The sequence below is a fragment of the Litorivivens sp. genome, assembly GCF_057445395.1.
The window spans coordinates 1-20,965 of record NZ_JBVBUV010000064.1; the positions used below are offsets into that span (position 1 = coordinate 1).

The following is a 20,965-nucleotide window of genomic DNA, read 5'->3' on the forward strand; positions in this document are numbered from 1 at the left end:
AAAAAATATCGCAGTGATCCGATTTTGTGTGACGGCGACGGACCCATTAATAAACTGCGCAAATGGTACGATCGGTTTTATCGTCCGCGTGCAGAAGAAGCGTGGGATGAGCCCGAGCGGGTGATCAGCAGTGTGCGCGAATAGCAGTTGCGTGCAAGGAAAATGTGATGCCTCAATACAGTGAAACTCAGCCAAACATTGCCCGCACCGCCGCCTGATCAACCTTGAAGGACAGCGCTGTGCGCGGCAATTCCTCCACAATTTTCCACTGCACAGGAATATGGGTTGCCAGTACGTGCTCACGTAGATGGCGCTCCAGTGCCTCGACGGGCACATTTTCGGCGCCGGGCTTCAATACCACCGCCGCCACCGGCACCTGTCCCAGACGCGCGTCTTTCAACCCCACCACCGATACCGCAGAGACCTGCGCATGTTTCAACAGCGCTTTTTCAATAGTTTCGGGCAGTATTTTAAAACCGCCGCGTACAATAGCGCCGTCGGCTCGGCCGCGATGGAAAAGGTAGCCTTCATCATCAATCACAGCAAGGTCGGAAGTGCGAATCCAATCCGGGCCAATACGTGGCGAGACCACTTCGAGAATCCCCTCCTCTCCCGCTGAGAGCGACTCGTAGGTTTCCGGGTGAACCACCCGAAGGCAAAAGCCCGGAATCGCTTTCCCGACACTACCAATTTTTTCTCGACCACCATTTTCATACAACTCTGGCGTCATCCTCGTCACCGGGCCGCCAAACTCGGTGGCGCCATATGAAAGCAGAATGGGAATCCCGTAGCGCTGTTCAAAACGACGCTGAACATCGGGATCGAGCGGGGCGGCACCGGCGCCAAGCATTTTCAAGCTGGATAAATCTTCTGGCGGAATGTCGGCATCGAGTACCATCTGAAGCCCCGCCGGAGGCATGCCGCTAACGACCGGCCGATATTTCACGATATAAGCGTGCCAGTCTTCCACCCGAAATCGATCTAGCAGAATGATCTGTTGGCCGAGCAACAAGGCTGGCAAGGTCGAATACAAACCCGAAATATTGCCTATCGGAAAATACAGCAGTACCGGAATATTCCCAGTTTTCAAACCCGGCGCCGGTGCACCGACAAAATGAATCGCAATAGTGTCGTAAGTCAACGTAAAAGGTTTAGGCTTGCCCGTAGTACCGCTGGTGAGAATTTCCACAACGGGTGGGTTTATTGCCTCGAACTGCCGGTTGGTAGCGGCGGTAATCGGCTGTAATTTCATTCCCGCCAAGGCAAGCCCACCTATACCCGTGCTGTTCAGCACAGCCATAAGCTCGTCGGAAAAAATCGATTGATCTGCCACCACGACCGCCGGCCGCAATATGTCAATCTCCCGGGCGATCCCCACAGATGACTGAAACGGATAGATCATCCGAACACTGAAACCACCCGCAAGCAGGCCGACAAACGCAGCCAACGCAGAGGGATGATTACGTGCCACAAAAGCGATTTTGCTCCCGGCAGGCAAAGCCAGCGCTTGCAGGTGCGCCAGGATGCTGCCAGCGAGATCACTCAGTTCGCTGCGCCGAATCCAATCTCCCTGAAATTGCACGGCAGGCTCGCTCCCGCGTCGGGCAATGGCTTTATGGGCTAGTGCCGCCAGGCTTTGATTACCGGTCTTTGTCACAGGCTTTTCTGCAGTACCTAATAGCGAAATTGTAATGTCGCTTAGCATCGCAGTAGTCGCATCTGTGAGCAATATTCTTTGTAAGCTATGCCACCTACAATCAAGTCACTGTGCCTGCACAGGGGCGGGTGCCAAAGTGCACACGGCCCGGACGCTATCTCAGCAACAGCTGCGCTACCGTCCACGCCGGATCATCTACCGGCAAATCATGGCCAGCCGCGTCATGGATGCATATCGGCAGCTGCCAGTGCATAGCCAGCGCCTGTGAGCACCGCACATCAACCAAACGATCCCGACGTGAAGCCAATAGGCAAATCCGTTCACTATGCAAGGGCAAGTCGCAGCGAAATCGCGACGCAGCGTAGAGCTGTCGCAGCAGATTGCCAGCTTTCACGGGGTGCCTCTGCGCGATATCCAGCAACGCCGGCAATATCGTGGAATCATGCCGACGCAGGTTAAAACTCAGTTTTTTCACCGCGCGTTCACGCTGCCTGATACTGAAAAGCCCTGCCAGCAACCGAAAAAATGCACCGGGCTTCATCCGATGATAGAACGGGCTAAGGCTCGCAAGGCTACTATTGACCATGACAAGATCGCAGATCTCATCAGGGTATAATCGCAACCAGCACAGCCCCACCATCCCACCCATCGATAAACCGATAATCCGATAGGGCGGCGCTAGCCCACGTTCCTGACATTCACGTCGCAGTGGCGCCACACAGTTGTCCAGCAAACAGGGACTCTTGTCGCGACAGCGAGAGCCGTTGCCCGGCAAATCCAAACAATGCACTGCACTCGGCGCAACGGCATCGGCCAGTGCGCCCGCAAACTCCAGCCAATGCCCTGATTCGCGGCCAAGACCACGCAATAGAATATAGGTCTCAGCCATACTGTTCGTACCAGCGCCGCACCGCATCGCGCTGTTTGAATACCCGCTCGTGTTCGCAGGGCAACCAGGCATCACTGGCACGGGCGGCGCGAATCAGAAACTCCATCAACACCACATGGCGGCGCAACACCCGCTGCAGGCGATGGGGTTTGGCGGGGTTAAACAGGCCCTGCAATGAACGCAATTGCAGCGGATTTTTCTTGACCCAGCGCCACGACCCCATTTCAAGGGTCAACGGTAACAACAGGCGGTTACTGGCTTCTGCCTCGAGTGCCATCCAGTCCCACAAATCGCCGTGGGTTATGTAGTGGCGTGATTGGGGCTCAAATACATAATCGAGATGGGGATAGGTGCGCTGCATCAGTTGATACAGAGCATAAAACTCCGCCAGCCTTGGTACCGGTTCACGTGAGCGCGCATAAGGAAACCAGAGCCGGTCGTACATGCCAAAACCAGAATGAACATCTAACGCCAGCACACAAGGTGAGCGCGCAGTTTCAGCCATCACCAGATCAAACAAGGCTTTCGCCTCCGGTTCTATTGCGCCGCTTTTGCCGCGGTACCAAGGCAGCCATCCCCCGAGCCGGTGGCCGCCGGCGAGAAATGCCGCCTTGCCCGGTGCATCGACCGGCGCATTGCGCATGAGATCAATACCCGCACCATTGGCGCGCGTTTGCCGGATCAACCCAACCGGATTGAGTATAGGCACGAATACCAGACGCAAGTGCTTCAGCCCGCCGGTCAAACTGTGATCCCACTGCAGGCGCTGAATCAGCGTCTCCAGAAACGCGAGCACCACCTGCGAGCCAATACGCTCCACCCCGTGCACACCACCCACAAACAACAGTACCGGCACGTCATCGGACTCGCTTCCCAACTCCAGTGCCTGGACGGGCAGTTGCTCTTCCGGGGTCAACGAAACCGATGCCAGGGTGCGACTGCGCAGTATCGGGGAGGAAAACATCATTAGATTGTTCAGGTGACGCAGCTCAGGCGTCAGCATAACTTCCTCACCCATTCTTGCCTCTGTGTCGTCCATCAGCACGCAGTCAATCACGCTTGTGTTACTGCTTGATGTCAGTGCACAAATATGCCGAATGGATGAGGGTATTTTGGGATAGGCGGAGGCAGAATGGGTACACACAACAATAACAACATGCACACCATGAAACAGACTGATCAGGGATTGATTCCGCTCTACAGTATTATCGCTGCCGTCAATCAGTTGCAACGTCAGGGGTTTGACCCCGATGCTCTGCTGCACGGCTCCAGCATCTCACCCGCCCAGCTCGGCACAGACCGCAGCTGTCGGCAGATTGTGCCCTTTGACGATCTGGTTCAGGTATACCAGAACGCCGTGAATCTGCGACCAGAACCTGGGCTTGGCCTGCAAGTGGGCAAAGACGCCGGGGTAGGCGTTTATGGCGTAGTCGGGTTTGCCATGCTATGTAGCTCCACGGATATCGACGCGGTCAATCTGGCCATCAAATACCAGAAAGCCATCCTGGGAACCAATGTACAGATCTCCCTCCAAGTAGAAGGCGACCTCGGCATAATCCGGGTCACCGACACCCTGCCCCACGGCGCCGTGAAGGTGTTTTATATGGAGCAATTTCTCTCCGGTTTTTTGCGCTTTAACGACGTATTGGCAGAACGCCCCAGCCGCATCTGCGAGTTGCGTCTGGACTACCCCAACCCCGGCTACGCCAGCGCCTATGAAGAAACGTTTGGTTGCCCAGTACGCTTCGACAGCCAGCATACCGATATTGTATTCCGTACCGATATTCTCGGCGTCAATCTACCCAACGCCGACCCGGTCACTGCACGCGCTTGTGAACAGGTCTGCGAAGATTTGATGCGTCAGTTTGATCGCGCCGGCAAATACAGCAGCCAGGTACGTCAGTTGTTGGAAAGTCACTGGCAGGAACAACCCTCCATGGAAACCCTGGCACAGGCCCTGGATTGCGATGCCCGCACCCTACGCCGACGCCTGAATCGGGAGAACACCAGCTTTCGCGAAATCAGGGATATGTTGCGACAGGAAATGGCCATTGAGCGCTTGCGACGCTCCGATGTATCCATTGCCGATCTGGCCAACGAGCTTGGCTTCAGCGACAGTAGCTCTTTTCGCCGTGCATTTCAGAAATGGACAGGCCATCAGCCGGGTTACTACCGGAACTGACGCACAAATTCGCGCCATCGAGAAAAATTTTCTGCTGTCCGCTTTTGCAAGCTATTCAGCCTTTTCGGTCACCCATCACTCAGCGCGCGTCCGAAAGGGTCATCAGCGCGTCGAAAACGGTCAAAAATAAACAATATATCGTTATAAAACAGCATGTTAATAACTTTGACATCGCTTTTCTTCCAGCCTATTTTCAGCCATTGAGCTGCACCGTCCAAACAATAACAACCGAAAAAGGAGACAGCGATGCGAAGCATTGTTCGCGCACTCTCGGCCGGCATCATCCTCACCGCCAGCCTTGCTCAAGCCCAATCCCACTGCCCCGGAGCGTCCTATCTTGCCACCAGTTGTCGCGATGGCGTCTGCCGCACAGACGCGGGTGAAAACCCGACCAACTGCCCGGAAGATTGCGCCGACAAGGGCACCCAGTTAATGGCCTACTACACTCAGGCCGCAACCTGCCCGCCCACCAACATCTATGAACCCGGCTCGGTGAGCGAACTGCAAGACACAATTCGCACGATTGCCAGTAATGGGCGCAAGGTAAAACCTGCAGGCACCAGCCACTCCGCCACAGACATTATCTGCGCCGACAACAATGGCGATGTGGTGCGCTCCAAAAACCTGAAGAACATTGGCCCGGTGCAGGCCTTTGAGAATCACACCCACACGGTGGAAGTTGAATCCGGTGTTAAGTTTGAAGAACTTCAGGAACACTTGCACAGCGTGGGATACAGCCACGGCCTAGCAAGTACTGGCTACGGCGGCATCTCCATCGGCGGCGCAGTCGCCACTGGCGCCCACGGCTCATCCTTGCTCGGCTCATCCACCATCAGCTCCTACGTGGTGGCGCTGGACGTGGTCGGTCCGGACGGCAACATCACCCGCTACAGTGAAGGAACCACTGGCCAGAGCAATCCAACTCTTTGGAAGGCCTTGAAAACCAATCTGGGCCTGTTGGGGTTCGTCGCTCGAGTCCGGCTCAAGCTGGAACCCCAGTTCAATATGAACATGAAGGTGAAATACACCACCGAGAACGCCTTTGTAAATTCACCCACGGGCGTAGCAGATACCGTCGCTGGTTGTGACTACGTATTCCTTAACTGGTTTCCGGGCCAAGATACGGTGCAATATTTGTGCGGCACTCGCACCGCGAACCCGGTCGACAGCCCATACGCCCAAAACCGTCTGTTTACTCCAGACGTATCCCAATCTGAATCCGACTTTGCAGCCAACGGTCTGCAACTGGCCATGTGCGACGACAACCTCAAATGCGATATCGAAGCGCGTCGTATTAATGATTATCAAAGCGCTCCACCTTTGGTCATAGCGCAGAACGCCACCCCCGCTGCCGAAGCCGTGTCCCGGCACACCGACCTGACCGGTTACTCTCACCGCATGATCACCCTGCAGTCACAGGTGTTCCACCGCAAGAACCCCGAGTTCTCACAATTGGAATACGAAGGCGCCATGCCCATGAGTCAAATTCAAGCGGCGGTGCAATATCTGAAATCGGTCTACGACCGCGACGATGTTTGTCAGCCTTTGATTGGCACTATTATGCGCTTTGATCGCGCCGACGATGGCTTGCTGATTTCTGCCAACCACGCCCGCCCCGGCATCGCCGCTGGCGAGCAGATGGTGCATCTGGAGTTTGTGGAATTCTGGGGATACGGCCTAGACGATGGCGGCTTGGAACGTTGGGTAAGTACGCCCTACACGGAAGTGATCAAGCACCTGGTAGACAACTACAACTACTGGCCGCACTGGGGTAAAAACGACGAATGGGTCTTCACTCATCCGTCAGTGATGGCGCGTAATGCCAGCGAGCGGAGCCAGTTCAATCAGGCCATCGCACAGCTTGACCCCTTTGGGGTATTTTCCACCACCGCCACCCGCCGCAACGGTTTTAGCTCGCCTCAGGAAGGGCAGGATTTCGCCGCCCACTACTATGGTAATTGCGCCAGTCAGGATAGCGACGGCGATGGTATCAGCGACTGCACAGACCGCAAACCCAACGAGTTCTCAGGCATGTATATGCGCATCGACGATGATGGTGTGGGCAGCGGCACCTGCAATGTAGCCGACAGCTGGAACGAAATGCGCAGTAACTTCGGCGCGGATCAACAGCAGAATATGCGCGCCGGATGGGACTACGACACCAAGAATCACTCGTACCACGCCAGCTCCTACAACTGGGATCCGGCCTGGCCCAATAGCGGCGGCCGCTCTTGGGAAGTCATGATGTCAGCCGAATTTACCGCTGATGCGGCAGGCCGCTACTGCTTCAGTCAGGACAATGGCTCCACCGGCACGGGTATCGCTCAAGGCTGGAATGCCTGCGCACAGGTATGGGTAAACAAGAATATCGTTTCTGAAGTGGGGCACGACAGCGCCCTGCTGCGGCAGGGCTGCGTAGACTTGGCCACCAACCAGACCATTCGGCTTGACCTCTACAACCGCCACCACAACGCCAACCTGTCGCGCAGCTTTATTTCCAGGCCGCGCTGGTGTTTCGGTGGGCAGAGCGATTGCACGCCCGATCGAAAATTCGAACAGAACCAGCTCAAGGCCATTTCTCACGAGAACCTGCCTCAGTAGCTGCCCCACAGAGAAAGCCTCTTGCGGCAGGGCCAACCTGCCGCTTTTTCTTCCAGTCTTTCCTTTACGAACCCGCCAAATCTCCTTACCAAACCGACACTTATTCTCTGCGCCGGGCTACGGTAAGATACCCCCTCTCAAATAATCACCGACAACTCACCACGTTTCATCACTAGTAAGGTCGCCCGTGCTACGAAAACTGGTCAATCTTGTTTTTGCTCTGCTGATTCTCGCTGGCGCCGGCCTGGTCGCCCAGCAACTGATCGACAGCCGTGAACCGCTGCATTCAAAACCCCGCACAAGTGAAGGGCCCTTGGTTCAGGTACACACCATCGACCGGAACGGCGCCGATATCACGCTGAATTCCCACGGTACGGTACAGACGAAAACAGCCCTACAACTCACCAGTGATGTCGCCGGGCGTGTTACCTGGGTGAACCCCGAGCTGATGACGGGCGTTATTCTCGCTGCGGACACCGTGGTTGCCCGCGTTGACAAAACGCAATACGAAGTTGCCCTGGCACAGGCCAACCTGGCCCTGCGCGAAGCCGAATTGTCACTGGCAGATGCGCACACCCGATTTAAAACCCACAGCCCGCGGCACCCGCAAATCCGCCGCGCCGAAGCGCAGGTTACCGCCGCCAACGCCCAGATAAAGAAAGCTGAGACAGACCTCAAACGCACCGACATTACCTTACCCGTGAAAGCGCTGGTCGCCAGCAAACAGATCGCCCTGGGGCAATATGTAGCCCCCGGCAGCGTGCTTGCCAACCTGCAGGCAGTGGACAGCGTGGAAATTGCACTGCCCATTTCACAGGCGGAGCTTGAGCTGTTACGCAGCGCGTCATCTCCTGTCGTTCGGCTAACTTCCGTAAAGGGTGATAGTCAATGGGAGGCGCAACTTGCGCGGGTGAACCAGCAACTGGATCAGGCAACCCGCGTAGCCTATGCGGTAGCTGAGGTTGCCTCACCGTACGAACAAACGCCGCCGCTGCGCATTGGTCAGTTTGTAGAAGCCCATATACAGGGCATATCTCTCGACGACGTTTTTCGCCTGCCTACCACCGCTATTTTTGAAAACCGCTTTGTGTACCGCTTGGTAGACGACAACCGTCTGCAACGGGTCAACGTCAATATTCTTCGCCAGGATGCCCGCAGCGTCGTGGCCCAGGGCAACCTCGCGGTTAACGATCAGCTTGTGCTTAGCCGTCTCGACATCATGACCGACGGCATGCAGGTGCGGGTGGATCGCACACCATGAGCTATAACGATCGTCGTAGCGGCGCCATCGGCTGGATGGCCCGCAATCCGGTAGCCGCCAATCTGTTGATGGCGGTGGTGATGATTGCCGGTCTGATTTCCCTGTTTGAACTGCGCAAGGAAGTATTTCCCACCTTCCCCACGGAAATGATCCGCATTACCGTGCCCTACCCCGGCAGTTCACCCGGCGAAGTGGAAGAGGGTATTCTGATCAAAATTGAAGAAGCCCTGCAGGACATGGAAGGCATCGAGGAGATGACCTCCGAGGCACGGGAAAACGTCGGCTCCGTGTTGGTACAGATGTATCCGAACACCGATATGGCACCCGCCTTGAACGACGTCACGTCCCGCGTAAACGCCATTTCTTCCTTTCCCGCCGAGGCAGAAAAGCCGGTAATCGAAGAAATTCTGGCGAAAGTACAAACCATCAATCTGAGCGTTGCAGGCAAAAACCTGAGTGAACACGAGCTCAAAGCCCTGGCAGAACAGGTTCGCGAAGATCTGCTGGCCAGCGGCGCCATTACCCAGATTGATCTGGTAGGCGTGCGTGACTATGAAGTAGCGATTGAGCTTTCTGATACCACCCTGCGCCAGTACGGCCTCACCTTTGATCAGGTCGTGAGCCTGATACGCAGCAAATCGAATAATCTACCCGGCGGCAATTTGCGCACCGACAGTGGCACCATCACCCTGCGCTCACAGGGTCAGGCCTACGGTGGCGACGACTACCGCCAGCTTCCGTTGATTACTCGCCCAGACGGTACACGCCTGTTACTCGGCGATATCGCCAATGTTCGCGATGGTTTCAGTGAGCAGCCCATCCTTAGTCGCCTCAACGGCGAAAGTGGGGCCCGTCTCACGATTTACAGCATGGGCTCCCAGAACGCGCTCAAAATCAGCGAAGTGGTGAAAAGTTATGTGGCGGAAAAGCAGGCCAGTCTGCCCGACGGCGTATCACTCAACGCCTGGTTCGACAACTCCCACATTCTCAAGGGGCGGATAGATCTGCTGCTGAAAAACGCAGCTCAAGGTGGCCTGTTAGTACTGATCGCCCTGAGCCTGTTTTTGCGACTGAGTATGGCATTCTGGGTATTGATTGGTGTGCCGTTCAGCTTTCTCGGCGCCATGTGGATGATGGGCCTGCCCATGTTCGATTATTCGATCAATGTGCTTTCACTGTTTGGGTTTTTGCTGGTGCTCGGCATTGTTGTAGACGACGCCATTGTCACCGGCGAGAGTGGCTATACCTACCTGGAGCGTGAAAAGCAGGGGCTGGACAGTATCGTGCACGGGGTTAAACGGGTATCCGTGGCGACAATCTTCGGGGTAATCACCACCATGATTGCCTTCACACCCATGCTGACAATGACCTCCGATATGGGCCGTTTCGGCTCCAATATTGCTTTCGTGGTGATTGCCTGTCTGTTTTTCTCGCTGGTGGAAACAAAACTGATACTGCCAACGCACTTGCGACATATCGACGTACACAAGGAACGGCGCGGCCCAATTGCGGCGATACAAAACGGTTTTGACCGCATGCTGAAAGGCTTTATCTACCACGTTTACCGGCCCGTACTGCAGTGGTTGCTCGCCTACCGCTATATTGCGCTGGCGATGTTTATCGCCAGCTTTATGATCGTGCTGAGCATGATCCCGGCGGGTCTGGTGCGCTTTGTCTTCTTTCCGGATATTCCCTCAGACGAAATCCGCATTGTGCTGCGACTGCCCCCCAGCGCGCCCTATCAGCTCACTCACAGCTACGCACTTCAGGTGGAACAGGCCGCCGTCAGAGTAAACGAACGCTACCGCCAAGAGACTGGCGACTCACGGCCGGTCATTGCTGATCTGGAAGTCCTCAGCGAAAGCGACGATCGCGCTGAAATCTGGGCCGCATTGATACCCTCCGAGGAACGCGATATCAATTCCGTCACCTTAGCCAAGTGGTGGCGCGAATCGATTGGCCCACTACCCGGCATCAAGGAGCTGAGTTTTGATGCCAAAGCCGGCCCTGGCGGCGGCATTGATCTTGATGTCGCATTGGAGTCTGACGATCTCACCGAGCTGCAATGGGCCGCCACAGACCTGAAACAGGCCCTGCAGGAAATCGAGGGGGTATTCGACATACGCGACACCTTCGGTGCCGGGGCGCCCGAGGTGGACATTCGCATCAAACCTGCCGGTGAGTTACTGGGGCTCGGACAGGCCGAAATTGCGCGTCAGGTACGACAGGCGTTCTTTGGTGCGGAAATACAGCGTTTTCAGCGTGGCCGTCACGAGGTTCGCGTGTATGCCCGTCTGCCCATAGCAGAGCGCGACACCCTTCAGACCCTGGAACAGCTGTGGATCAATCTGCCCAATGGCGAACGGGTGCCCTTTAGCGAAGTGGCTGAAGCAAAATATTCTTCAGGTATATCCAGTATTAAACGCGTCGACCGGCAGCGAGTGGTCAATATCCAGACTGGCATCGACAAAGCCACGATTGAACCCGACGACGTGGTTCGCATCTTAAGCAGCGAGATCTTGCCACGCCTTAAAGAAAAGCATCCATCCATCAACTACCGCTTCGCCGGCCAGGTGGAAGAGCAGCAGCAGGATACGCGCGAACTGAAAATCCAGGGCGGCCTGGTGTTGCTGATGATTTTTGCTGCACTCGCCATACCGCTTAAGTCTTACGTGCAACCGCTGTTTATTATGTCAGCCATCCCCTTTGCTGTGGTTGGCGCGATCATCGGCCATTGGCTCACCGGCAATGCATTCAGTTTTCTATCCATTGTCGGCGTGCTGGCATTAGCCGGTGTCGTGGTAAACGACTCCCTGGTGTTGGTGGACTACATCAATCAGAAAGTGGAAGAAGGCACTGAAAAACTATCAGCGGTGGTCGAGGCCGGGCAAGCTCGCTTCCGCGCTGTTATTCTCACCTCGCTGACCACATTCCTAGGCTTGTTGCCCATTCAACTGGAAACGTCCATACAGGCGCAGTTTATAATCCCTATGGCCGTATCGGTTGGCTTCGGCATCCTTTTTGCCACGGGTGTTACCCTCTTTCTTGTACCCATTCTGTTTTATGTCGCCAATGACCTAAAACGCCTTCTCACCGGCAATCTTTCCAACACGCAAACCGAAGCTGAGAAGATTGGATAATGCAGGTACACCGGGTAAAAACGCGGCTGGTTAATAGCTACGTTGTGGAATATACGGACAAACTGCTGGTTGTTGATGTTGCCGTTGATTGCGAACGGCAGGTATTGGGTTTTATCGAGCAGGAACTGAAGCGTCCGGTCAGCGATGTAAACCTGGTTTGCTGCACCCACGACGATCCGGACCATATAGGCGGAGTTAACGAGCTGGCCCGGCTTACCGGCGCCGACGTTGGGATTCCCCACGCCGCACAGGTGCGCTGGAAGAAATGGCTAAATGACCCGGCAGGTCCGGTGGTACGTTTTGGCACCGGAATTCGGGAAGCCATGCGCGCCAGATCCTGGCAGATGTACACCAATTCTGAGCGCGACCGCGCAGCGCTGCGACAAGCCCGCTACGGCGGCGACTATGTCGACCAGGAGATCGGCACACATCGACTCAGACATCAGCAAAAATTGCCGGAGTTTGGCGACTGGCGACTGCTTCACACCCCTGGACACACTTGGGACAGTTGCTGCTTTTACCACCCCGGCCAAGGAATACTGCTCAGTGGTGATACCCTGCTGGGCAGCCAGAAACTGGATCGCTTGGTGGTGCCCTCTATCTATTCCAATCCCCGGCAGATGAAGGCCACACTCCGGCAATTACAGAAATTGCAGATACAGGCCGTATACCCCGGCCATGGCAGCCCGCAGTTTGGCGAGCAACTGATAGAAAACGCCAGATAAGCTCAGTCCATGACGCCCGCGCCGTGGGGCAGCGACAGTATCCACAACCCCGCTGTGGTAAATCCCACCATCATCACCAACATCGGCAACTGGCTTACGATCGCTGCACGCCTATCCGCAAAAATCTGCAACGCCTGCCGGTGAGCCAGATATACACTGATGATATGCCCTATCAGAATCAGGGCGACCTGAGTATGCCAAACCACATTCATATCCGGGATGCTGGACACCGGCATGCGCGCGGTACCAAACAGGTTCCAGCCCAGCGCAAAGGGATCTGACACCAGGCGGATCAATTGGGCCCCCTGCACCTGCAACAGCGTAAAGTAATGGGTTACATGGTAGGCCAATGCAATGGGCAACAAGCTATAGGCAAACCAGCAACCGAACTCAGCGAGCGAATGCTGTGACCGAGAGATTATTCTCGCCAGCGCAATAAACAGGATATAGCCCACCAGGCAAAACAGAGGGATCAACAGCAAGGCCAGTGTCTGATAGAGCAGATACAGTTTCTGAATGGTCGTAAACGGAACCGGTGGCGCGTTGCCGTAGAGGGGAATCAGCACCCAGAGATAGAGATGCTTCCAGAACGCACCAATCCACAACGCTGTTTCGTGAAGACCATCAAAAGCGGTAGATGCCAGCACAAACAGAATAAACACCAGCAAACTGAAGGGCACAGGACGCTGCTGAATCAAGTCACTGAAAGGTCGTCGCCATTGCAGATATACGTCGCCATCAGCAGAATCGGTGATCACCTGCAGCGGCGCCACCTTAGCGATCACGCGCAGAAAAACGGAAAAGAATTCACCATATGCAAACCAGTAGGTCTTGCCGAAGACCACACACGCAGCCAGCGTAAAAAGCGCATAAATACACAGGGTAAGGGACAGGGAAAACGGCGCAGAACGACCAAACAACTCCAGCCAGATAAAACCCGCATACAGAACAAGCGCCGGCCAATAGGCCAGCTTTTCCGGCCAGACTAACTGCCCTGCAAAGCGCCCCGGCAATAATGCTTCAAGCCAATCCACCAAAATACGCCATGGATTCAACACCGCAAACCAGTTACCCGCCAGCGCGGTCAACCAGGTAAAGCCCAGGCAAAAAATCACCCAGAACAAGGTCATATTGATATTGCGGTAGGGGTGATTGCTGCCGACAAAACCCGCCACAATCGTAAACAGAAAAATTGCCACGCTCAACATGCGCAGCGCCGCCAGCACCCCCGGCGGTACTTTCCAGCGCCGATTTTTCTGCGAGATCAACGGCTGCGTTTGTGGCGCCGTCACAAAGTATCCAACCAGCAGAAAGGACACGATCAGCGCGGCGGCGGCGCCGTAGAGGTAGAGCCAAACCGGCACTGGCAGCGTATAGGTTTGACCGAAAGAATGGGCCTCGACAGGCGCGGACGCCATCAGCCCAACAACCGCGAGGACTTGCGCTCGTCCTCCCTTACCTTGGCAATTCAAGGCGCAGGCGTTGCCGGGTGACCGTCGGGGTAGCGAGGATAGGCCGGATCACTCGGTCGGGGCAAACCCAGATACCCCACAATCTGCGGCTGCAATTCCAGCACGCGCACCCCGCCCGCATCAGGCATGTAGAGCAAACCGCGCTTGTGATCGTAGTGTGAAGCGCCGGCATGTTCCAGCGGGCCGGCGTTAAAGTAGGCAACTTCCAACGGCTCTGACGGGTTGCGAATGTCGAACAACCGCAGCCCCGCACCACTGGGGCCGCCATCGAATGCCGGTATCACGCCATCGCCAAAGGAAACCATCGCAAAGCTGGCGTTATAGGGGTTGTCGACACTGTGATAGGCAATGGAGGTGCCCTGCCCCGACTCCATCTTGGCAGAACAGTTTTCCGATTTGTTGATATCCAGCTCCAGCATGGAGCGGCGCACCAGCGTGTCGCCAGTAACTTCGGTAATAAACGCCTCAAAGGCCCAGCCCAGTGAATTGGGTCGTGGATGCGGTGCGCAACTGGCCTGCTGCACAAACACAAACTCATTGGCGTGAAGAATATATTCACGACCATCGGCGGTGCGAAACCAGTCAATACTGTGCCCGGGGCCGTCGCCCTGGGCCACCACCGTGGGCGGCGTGGTGGTCAAATCGATAATCCGCAGGGTGGTGTCACCCACATCCTCGGCGCTGCCGCCCGCATCCAGTAAACCACTCGCATCGCCCACAGTCGCCGGTATGCCCTGATTGCCCACATACAGCCGGGTGCCGTCGGCATTGTCGTCCGGACCGTGCGACATTTGCGGCGCGGTATCATCCATAACGTCGCACAGGTTTACCCCGGCCTGCTGGATCATATGCACCGAGAGAAATTGCGCCGCCAGATCGCAGGTGTGATTGACCACCGCCCAGTTATCGGCGTTATCCAGATCACTGATATCGGCAACCACTACCCCAACCGAGGAATAGACTTTGTCACCGGCATGCCCCACACGGATATCGTGCGACATGCCCGCCGGCCAAGGCACAAACCCCGGCCAGGCAACCTGCCCCTTCTCAATCGGCTGATCGCAATCGCTGATATCGTAAATGCTGCTGCCGGACGCCAGCAGGGGCGGCACGTCTGGATTCTCTTCGGTAGTGACCACCCGAAGCGTTTCCGAAGTGCCGTTTATTCCACTTGCCGCGCCGGGCGACAGGGTAGTGACTTCGCGCGGTTTGGTGGGGTCGGTCATATCCAGCACCTGAATGACATCGCTGGCGGTGCGCACATATGCACAGTGATCGTAACCCTGCACCGCCCCGGTCAGATCCAGCTGATGCACAGGCGACAGGCCACAGTTGTAGCCCAGGGCCGCACGTCCGGAGTCTTTGTCCGCCCGCGGAATATCGCCTTGAATGCCGGTTTCCGGGGTATCGAGCGTGCCGCAACCCAGCGTCGTCGGCAGCGTCGTATTGGGCGGCGTGGCGGCCGTTGACGAGCGACTGCTACTGCTGTCGTTGCAGCCTTGCAGGGCTACAACCAGCGACAATACGGAAAATGCAAACAGGGAGGGGCGGCGGATGGACACAGGAAAACCTCAGCGTGAGTATTTTAATTATTGCTTTCAACTAATACGCTTCTCACCCAAGCCCGTCAATGCGCTGACTTGACCGGAGTGGCAATTTGACTGTGAAAAAACCGCTAGGTGGCAAGACGTGCAGTAGAGGGAGTGTCGCAGCGCGCCTGGGCTACAGGCGCATTTCAATGCCGCGATCGGCCATATATTGCTTGGCCTCTGGCACTGTGTATTCGCCAAAATGAAAAATACTCGCTGCCAGCACCGCATCGGCCAAACCCTTGGTCACACCCTCTACCAGATGATCGAGATTGCCCACGCCACCTGAGGCGATCACCGGCACCGGCACCGCCTTGGAAATTCGCGAAGTCAGGTCATTGTCAAAACCGTTTTTGGTTCCGTCGCGATCCATACTTGTGAGCAGGATTTCGCCGGCACCATAATTTACCATGCGAATTGCCCACTCAACGGCATCAATGCCGGTAGCGCGGCGCCCACCGTGAGTAAAGATTTCCCAACGCGGTGACCCATCGGCGTTAGGCTCCACTTGCTTGGCGTCGATGGCGATGACTATGCACTGGGACCCAAACTTGTCGGCCGCCGCTTTAACAAACTCGGGGTTCTTGATCGCTGCGGAGTTAATCCCCACCTTGTCAGCACCGGCATTGAGCATGTTGCGGATATCGGCAAGTTCGCGAATACCGCCCCCTACCGTCAAGGGAATAAAGACCTCAGTCGCGATCTGCTCTACCGTGTGAACTGTGGTGTCGCGACCTTCATGGGTCGCGGTGATATCGAGAAACGTGATTTCATCCGCGCCCTGATCATTGTAACGGCGCGCTATTTCTACCGGGTCGCCGGCATCACGGATATCGACAAAGTTCACACCTTTGACAACGCGACCATTGTCCACGTCGAGGCAGGGAATTATGCGTTTTGCCAGTGCCATAAACTTTCCGTTCGCAGGTTAAATGTAGCGTTTGTGTGTTACTGATCGCAGAAGCTCTGAGCTTCGGCCACGTCCAGCGTACCCTCATAGATCGCGCGGCCGGTAATGGCGCCAAGAATACCTTGCCCCGCCACCGCCTTAAGGGCGCGAATGTCGTCCATATTGGTAATGCCGCCGGAGGCGATGACCGGAATCGATGAAGCTTGCGCCATGGTCACTGTCTGATCAACGTTAACGCCCTGCATCATGCCGTCGCGAGCGATGTCGGTATAAACAATAGAGGAAACACCGTCCTGCTCAAAACGCTTGGCCAACTCTGTGGCCAACACGTCAGAAACTTCAGCCCAGCCATCGGTGGCTACGCGACCGTCCTTGGCGTCCAGACCGACAATCACATGGCCCTCAAACTCACGACAGGCTTCGGTTACAAAGTCTGGTTCTTTGACCGCTTTAGTGCCGATGATGACGTAGCTCACGCCAGCCTCAAGATACTTTTCGATGGTCTGCAACGAACGGATGCCGCCACCGATCTGAATCGGCAGATTAGGATAGGCTTTAGCGATACTGGTTACCGCCTCGCCGTTGACCGGCTCACCTTCAAAGGCGCCATTGAGGTCCACCAGATGCAGCCGGCGACAGCCAGCCTCCACCCAGCGCGCGGCCATATCAACCGGATCGTTGCCGTATACCGTGGAGTCATCCATAACGCCCTGCTTCAGGCGCACACATTGACCGTCTTTTAAATCTATAGCGGGGATAATCAGCATAATCACAACCTTTGACTGTTTGCCTGGAAGGCAAGCTCCTGCAGGCACACTCCAGCAGGAGCCTGCCTTACAGGTGAATAACTCAGGGTTTTCCGTCCCAAGCCAGAAAGTTTTTCAATAGCTGCAAGCCCGCCTCACCACTTTTTTCCGGGTGAAACTGGGCAGCAAACACATTGTCTCGCGCCAGCACCGAGTGAAACTGCCGGCCGTATTCACTGACACCGGCAACCAGACTTTCATCTTCCACCTGCACAAAATAACTGTGCACAAAGTAGAAACGGCTACCATCGGCAATACCCTGCCACAGCGGGTGGGCCTTTTTCTGGAATACATTGTTCCAGCCCATATGCGGCACTTTCAGTTTGTTGCCGTCGGCATCGACATGATTTTTACCAAAATAGCGCACTTGCCCGGCAATGGTATCAAAGCAGTCCACACCACCGTTTTCCTCACTGCGAGTCATCAGCGCCTGCATGCCCACACAAACTGCCAGCACAGGCTTGCCCGCGTCTATACAGTGATTAACCACATCGTCCAGCTTGAGGCGCCGTATCTCACCCATGCAATCACGAATAGCGCCGACACCGGGGAAAATCACCCGATCGGCGCTGATGATCTGCGAGCGTTCGTTGGTGACACGAACCTCGACATCGCCACCCACTTTTGCAAGCGCGCTCGCAACAGAATGGAGGTTGCCCATGCCATAGTCGATCACGGCAACAGAAGGCGTACTCATCGCATTATCCTGGTGTTGTTAAAACCTGAAGAAGTAAACGCAGCCTGCAGAAATTACAGACTGCCCTTGGTAGACGGCATGATACCTGCCATGCGCTCATCGTGAGACAACGCCATGCGCAAAGCGCGGCCAAAGGCCTTGAATACTGTTTCCGCCTGATGATGGGTATTGTGGCCACGCAGATTATCCACGTGCAACGTTACCTTGGCGTGATTCACAAAGCCCTGAAAGAACTCGATAAACAGATCCACATCAAAACCACCCACCGAAGCACGGGTAAAAGGCACGTGAAACTCAAGCCCCGGTCGACCGGAAAAGTCGATCACTACGCGCGACAGAGCCTCGTCGAGCGGCACATAGGAGTGGCCATAGCGTACGATACCTTTCTTGTCGCCCACCGCCTGCGTGAATGCCTGGCCGAGGGTAATACCGATATCCTCTACAGTGTGGTGCGCGTCGATGTGCAGGTCACCCACCGCCTTGATATCCAGATCAATCAGGCCGTGACGGGCAATCTGATCCATCATGTGATCGAGAAAGGGCACCCCCGTCTCAAAATTGGCTGCACCGGTACCGTCCAGATTCACACTGACGGTGATCTGGGTTTCCAGTGTATTGCGGGTGATTGTGGCCTTACGCTCCGCCATTTATCCTGCTCTTGTGTGAAAACGCGGTATTATAGAAAATCCCCGCCGCCATTACAGCCATTAAATACTGGATCAGTAAACACTCACTATGCCCGTAATCGCCGAAATTGTGTCAAAACCCTCCGATCAGGATCTGATAGACCTGGAAAAAACCTATGAAGGCCAGACCCAATGGCTACAAAACGCCATCGCTGGCAGCGATCTGGTCATCGGCGGACGCTTCAACGACCGGCTGGTCGCCGCCTGCGTACTTACAGACGAAGGCGACCACTGGCAGCTGGAAAAACTTCAGGTGCGCGCCATTACCCGTCGCCGGGGCGTCGCCCGCCAAACGCTCAACAGTATGCTGAAAAAGCTCGCCATCACTCGCCCCGTGCAAGTGGATCTGACCGACAATAGCGAGTTGACGGCGCTGTTTACTGAGCTTGGTTTTTCACGGAACACCGCCCATCAGGACAAGACAATCTATCAATGGCAGCCGTAACGCCCTCTTTTGCAGACCGCCTGCTACTCTGGTTCGACAAGCATGGTCGCAAGGACCTTCCGTGGCAGCAGGATATTTCTGCCTACCGGGTGTGGGTGTCTGAAATCATGCTGCAGCAAACCCAGGTCAACACGGTGATACCGTACTACCTGGCTTTTATGAAAAGTTTCCCCACAGTGCAGCGCCTGGCCAGAGCCCCCATAGATCAGGTGTTGCACCACTGGGCCGGGTTGGGCTACTACGCTCGCGCCCGCAACCTGCACAAGGCCGCCAACTACGTGGTGGACGAACTAGGCGGCGAGTTCCCGAAAACCGTCGAAGACATGGAAAAACTGCCCGGCGTAGGTCGCTCCACTGCAGGCGCCATCATATCCATCGCCTACCGCAAGCGCGCGCCAATACTCGACGGCAACGTAAAACGGGTACTTGCCCGCCACCAGGCCATTGCCGGCTGGGCCGGCGAAGCCGCCACCCTCAATGCCCTGTGGCAGGCCAGCGAGGACACAACCCCGAACAAACGGCCCGCCGCTTACACCCAAGCCATCATGGATTTGGGCGCCACGGTGTGTACGCGCAGCAAACCCCGCTGCGGGGAGTGCCCGGTCAACAAAGACTGCACGGCCTTTAAAACCGGCACCCAGAGTGAATACCCCGGCAAAAAGCCGAAAAAGGCGATACCGGTGAAAGCGGTGCAGATGCTGATGATAGAAGCACCCAAGCAGCAGATTCTATTAGAGCTGCGCCCCAATCGTGGGATATGGGGCGGCCTGTGGAGCTTTCCGGAGGTTCCCGTTGAAGATCCGGCGGAAGATGTCGCCCTGCAACGCTTTGGCGTTAGCGGGAAAACCACCGCCAAAGCCGTGGTTCGCCATACGTTCAGCCACTACCATCTGGATATTCACCCTATCCACATCAAGCTCAAGGCGACTCCCACCCAGATAATGGAAGACAACCGGCTGCTCTGGTATAACGGCCCCTCGACACCGGAAGTCGGCCTCGCCGCCCCAGTGCAAAAGTTGCTAAAGCAGCTGATCAAAAAATAACCCCAACACAGTGACCCTATGACACGCAAAGTATTCTGCCGTAAATACCAGCAAGAACTCGATGGCCTTTCCAACCCACCCTTCCCTGGCGCACGCGGACAGGACATCTTCGACAATGTCTCTAAAAAAGCTTGGGACGAATGGCAGGCCCATCAAACCATGCTGATCAATGAGAAACAGCTGTCGATGATGGACCCGGAATCGCGCAAATACCTGCAGTCGGAGATGGAAAAGTTTCTGTCTGGCGAAGATTTCGACAAAGCCGAAGGTTATGTACCACCAAGTGAGTAAGGCCCCTTGACTCGGCAAACCTGAACAGGTTTAATACGCGCCTTCGCAAGTTCAGCAAGCCCATAAGAACTTCTCAGCGATATGCCCAGATAGCTCAGTCGGTAGAGCAGGGGATTGAAAATCCCCGTGTCGGTGGTTCGATTCCGCCTCTGGGCACCACTTCAAATCAATGACTTACGACCAAACGCAAAGACCCTGATTTTAGGGGCGCCCCCAAATTATTAACCTAAACCCGCCGCGCCGCTGACTGCACACGATCTGCCGCCAAATGCGGGCATCGGAGCACCATATCCACTGTAGGCCAATAGGCTAACCTTGGAATTCTTGCAGCCGCGATAGGAGCCGCCCTATCATGTCCACCCAGCCGACACCGTAACAGCCTGATTCTTCATGAAAAGATTTTTTCGATACACCTTAGTAGGATGCGGTAACACCTTAATTCACTGGCTCATATTTTTTGGCGCCCTGCAACTAACCAACTCCCAAGCCTTAAGTAATCTCTTCGGATTTCTTGTGGCTGCATCCACGTCTTTTGTCATTAATGCAAAATTCACTTTTCAGTCAAACATAT

The 20,965-nt window shown here is 55.6% G+C and carries 18 protein-coding genes, 1 tRNA gene and 1 pseudogene; 11 read left to right on the forward strand and 9 right to left on the reverse strand.

Translation table 11 applies throughout. From position 1 onward, the window contains the following. Window positions 1-144: pseudogene (locus tag AC222A_RS15090) on the forward strand (Rieske 2Fe-2S domain-containing protein); the annotation flags it as partial. A 43-nt stretch (window positions 145-187) separates the two neighbouring features. Here the strand turns inward: AC222A_RS15090 and AC222A_RS15095 are convergent. From AC222A_RS15095 to AC222A_RS15105, 3 genes are all read right to left on the reverse strand, one after another. Beyond that, window positions 188-1,657: a class I adenylate-forming enzyme family protein gene (locus AC222A_RS15095; protein WP_486775187.1), complete on the reverse strand. Its 1,470-nt coding sequence runs from the start codon at window positions 1,655-1,657 to the stop codon at window positions 188-190. Between the two features lie 154 nt (window positions 1,658-1,811). Beyond that, window positions 1,812-2,546 carry an alpha/beta fold hydrolase gene (locus AC222A_RS15100; protein WP_486775188.1) on the reverse strand — a complete coding sequence of 245 codons (735 nt, stop codon included), beginning with the start codon at window positions 2,544-2,546 and terminating at the stop codon, window positions 1,812-1,814. Next, the gene (locus AC222A_RS15105) at window positions 2,539-3,564 is read right to left on the reverse strand and encodes a M14 family zinc carboxypeptidase (RefSeq protein WP_486775189.1); all 1,026 of its coding nucleotides are present in this window, start codon (window positions 3,562-3,564) and stop codon (window positions 2,539-2,541) included. Before AC222A_RS15105 ends, AC222A_RS15100 begins: the two co-directional genes overlap by 8 nt. A gap of 114 nt (window positions 3,565-3,678) precedes the next feature. On the opposite strand from AC222A_RS15105, the gene AC222A_RS15110 reads away from it, so the two are divergent. The 5 genes from AC222A_RS15110 to AC222A_RS15130 all read left to right on the forward strand — a co-directional run bounded on the left by AC222A_RS15110 (window position 3,679) and on the right by AC222A_RS15130 (window position 12,455). Continuing rightward, complete coding sequence (locus tag AC222A_RS15110) at window positions 3,679-4,728, forward strand: AraC family transcriptional regulator (RefSeq protein WP_372763984.1); 1,050 nt, start codon at window positions 3,679-3,681, stop codon at window positions 4,726-4,728. A 246-nt stretch (window positions 4,729-4,974) separates the two neighbouring features. Next, window positions 4,975-7,329 (forward strand): FAD-binding protein, encoded by a 2,355-nt coding sequence (locus AC222A_RS15115; protein ID WP_486775190.1) that lies wholly within the window; start codon window positions 4,975-4,977, stop codon window positions 7,327-7,329. 187 nt (window positions 7,330-7,516) lie between these two features. After that, window positions 7,517-8,590 carry an efflux RND transporter periplasmic adaptor subunit gene (locus AC222A_RS15120; protein WP_372748490.1) on the forward strand — a complete coding sequence of 358 codons (1,074 nt, stop codon included), beginning with the start codon at window positions 7,517-7,519 and terminating at the stop codon, window positions 8,588-8,590. Further along, a complete protein-coding gene (locus AC222A_RS15125; RefSeq protein ID WP_372763986.1) occupies window positions 8,587-11,730 on the forward strand; it encodes an efflux RND transporter permease subunit in 3,144 nt (1,047 codons plus the stop codon). The genes AC222A_RS15120 and AC222A_RS15125 overlap by 4 nt, the downstream gene beginning before the upstream one ends. Beyond that, the gene (locus AC222A_RS15130) at window positions 11,730-12,455 is read left to right on the forward strand and encodes an MBL fold metallo-hydrolase (protein ID WP_372759236.1); all 726 of its coding nucleotides are present in this window, start codon (window positions 11,730-11,732) and stop codon (window positions 12,453-12,455) included. The genes AC222A_RS15125 and AC222A_RS15130 overlap by 1 nt, the downstream gene beginning before the upstream one ends. 2 nt (window positions 12,456-12,457) lie before the next feature. On the opposite strand, the gene AC222A_RS15135 is transcribed toward AC222A_RS15130, so the two are convergent. The 6 genes from AC222A_RS15135 to hisB all read right to left on the reverse strand — a co-directional run bounded on the left by AC222A_RS15135 (window position 12,458) and on the right by hisB (window position 18,576). Continuing rightward, on the reverse strand, window positions 12,458-13,873 hold the full coding sequence (locus tag AC222A_RS15135) for a hypothetical protein (protein ID WP_486775191.1): 1,416 nt from the start codon (window positions 13,871-13,873) through the stop codon (window positions 12,458-12,460). A gap of 50 nt (window positions 13,874-13,923) precedes the next feature. Next, window positions 13,924-15,489, reverse strand: coding sequence for an LVIVD repeat-containing protein (locus AC222A_RS15140; RefSeq protein WP_372748799.1), 1,566 nt, complete (start codon window positions 15,487-15,489; stop codon window positions 13,924-13,926). Window positions 15,490-15,649: 160 nt separating this feature from the next. Beyond that, a complete protein-coding gene (gene hisF / locus AC222A_RS15145) occupies window positions 15,650-16,426 on the reverse strand; it encodes an imidazole glycerol phosphate synthase subunit HisF (RefSeq protein ID WP_372748800.1) in 777 nt (258 codons plus the stop codon). Between the two features lie 38 nt (window positions 16,427-16,464). After that, a complete protein-coding gene (gene hisA / locus AC222A_RS15150) occupies window positions 16,465-17,193 on the reverse strand; it encodes a 1-(5-phosphoribosyl)-5-[(5-phosphoribosylamino)methylideneamino]imidazole-4-carboxamide isomerase (protein ID WP_372748801.1) in 729 nt (242 codons plus the stop codon). An 82-nt stretch (window positions 17,194-17,275) separates the two neighbouring features. After that, on the reverse strand, window positions 17,276-17,929 hold the full coding sequence (gene hisH / locus AC222A_RS15155) for an imidazole glycerol phosphate synthase subunit HisH (protein ID WP_372748802.1): 654 nt from the start codon (window positions 17,927-17,929) through the stop codon (window positions 17,276-17,278). A 53-nt stretch (window positions 17,930-17,982) separates the two neighbouring features. Continuing rightward, a complete protein-coding gene (hisB, locus tag AC222A_RS15160) occupies window positions 17,983-18,576 on the reverse strand; it encodes an imidazoleglycerol-phosphate dehydratase HisB (RefSeq protein WP_372748803.1) in 594 nt (197 codons plus the stop codon). An 88-nt stretch (window positions 18,577-18,664) separates the two neighbouring features. On the opposite strand from hisB, the gene AC222A_RS15165 reads away from it, so the two are divergent. The 5 genes from AC222A_RS15165 to AC222A_RS15185 form a co-directional block, all read left to right on the forward strand. Beyond that, a complete protein-coding gene (locus AC222A_RS15165) occupies window positions 18,665-19,060 on the forward strand; it encodes an acetyl-CoA sensor PanZ family protein (protein WP_372748804.1) in 396 nt (131 codons plus the stop codon). Beyond that, window positions 19,048-20,103, forward strand: a complete 1,056-nt coding sequence (gene mutY / locus AC222A_RS15170) for an A/G-specific adenine glycosylase (protein ID WP_372748805.1) — start codon at window positions 19,048-19,050, stop codon at window positions 20,101-20,103. The genes AC222A_RS15165 and mutY overlap by 13 nt, the downstream gene beginning before the upstream one ends. An 18-nt stretch (window positions 20,104-20,121) precedes the next feature. Continuing rightward, window positions 20,122-20,394, forward strand: a complete 273-nt coding sequence (locus AC222A_RS15175; RefSeq protein WP_372748806.1) for an oxidative damage protection protein — start codon at window positions 20,122-20,124, stop codon at window positions 20,392-20,394. A gap of 83 nt (window positions 20,395-20,477) precedes the next feature. Continuing rightward, window positions 20,478-20,553 (forward strand) — tRNA-Phe (locus tag AC222A_RS15180). Between the two features lie 231 nt (window positions 20,554-20,784). Continuing rightward, on the forward strand, window positions 20,785-20,965 hold a 181-nt coding region (locus AC222A_RS15185; RefSeq protein ID WP_486775192.1), incomplete at its 3' end, for a GtrA family protein.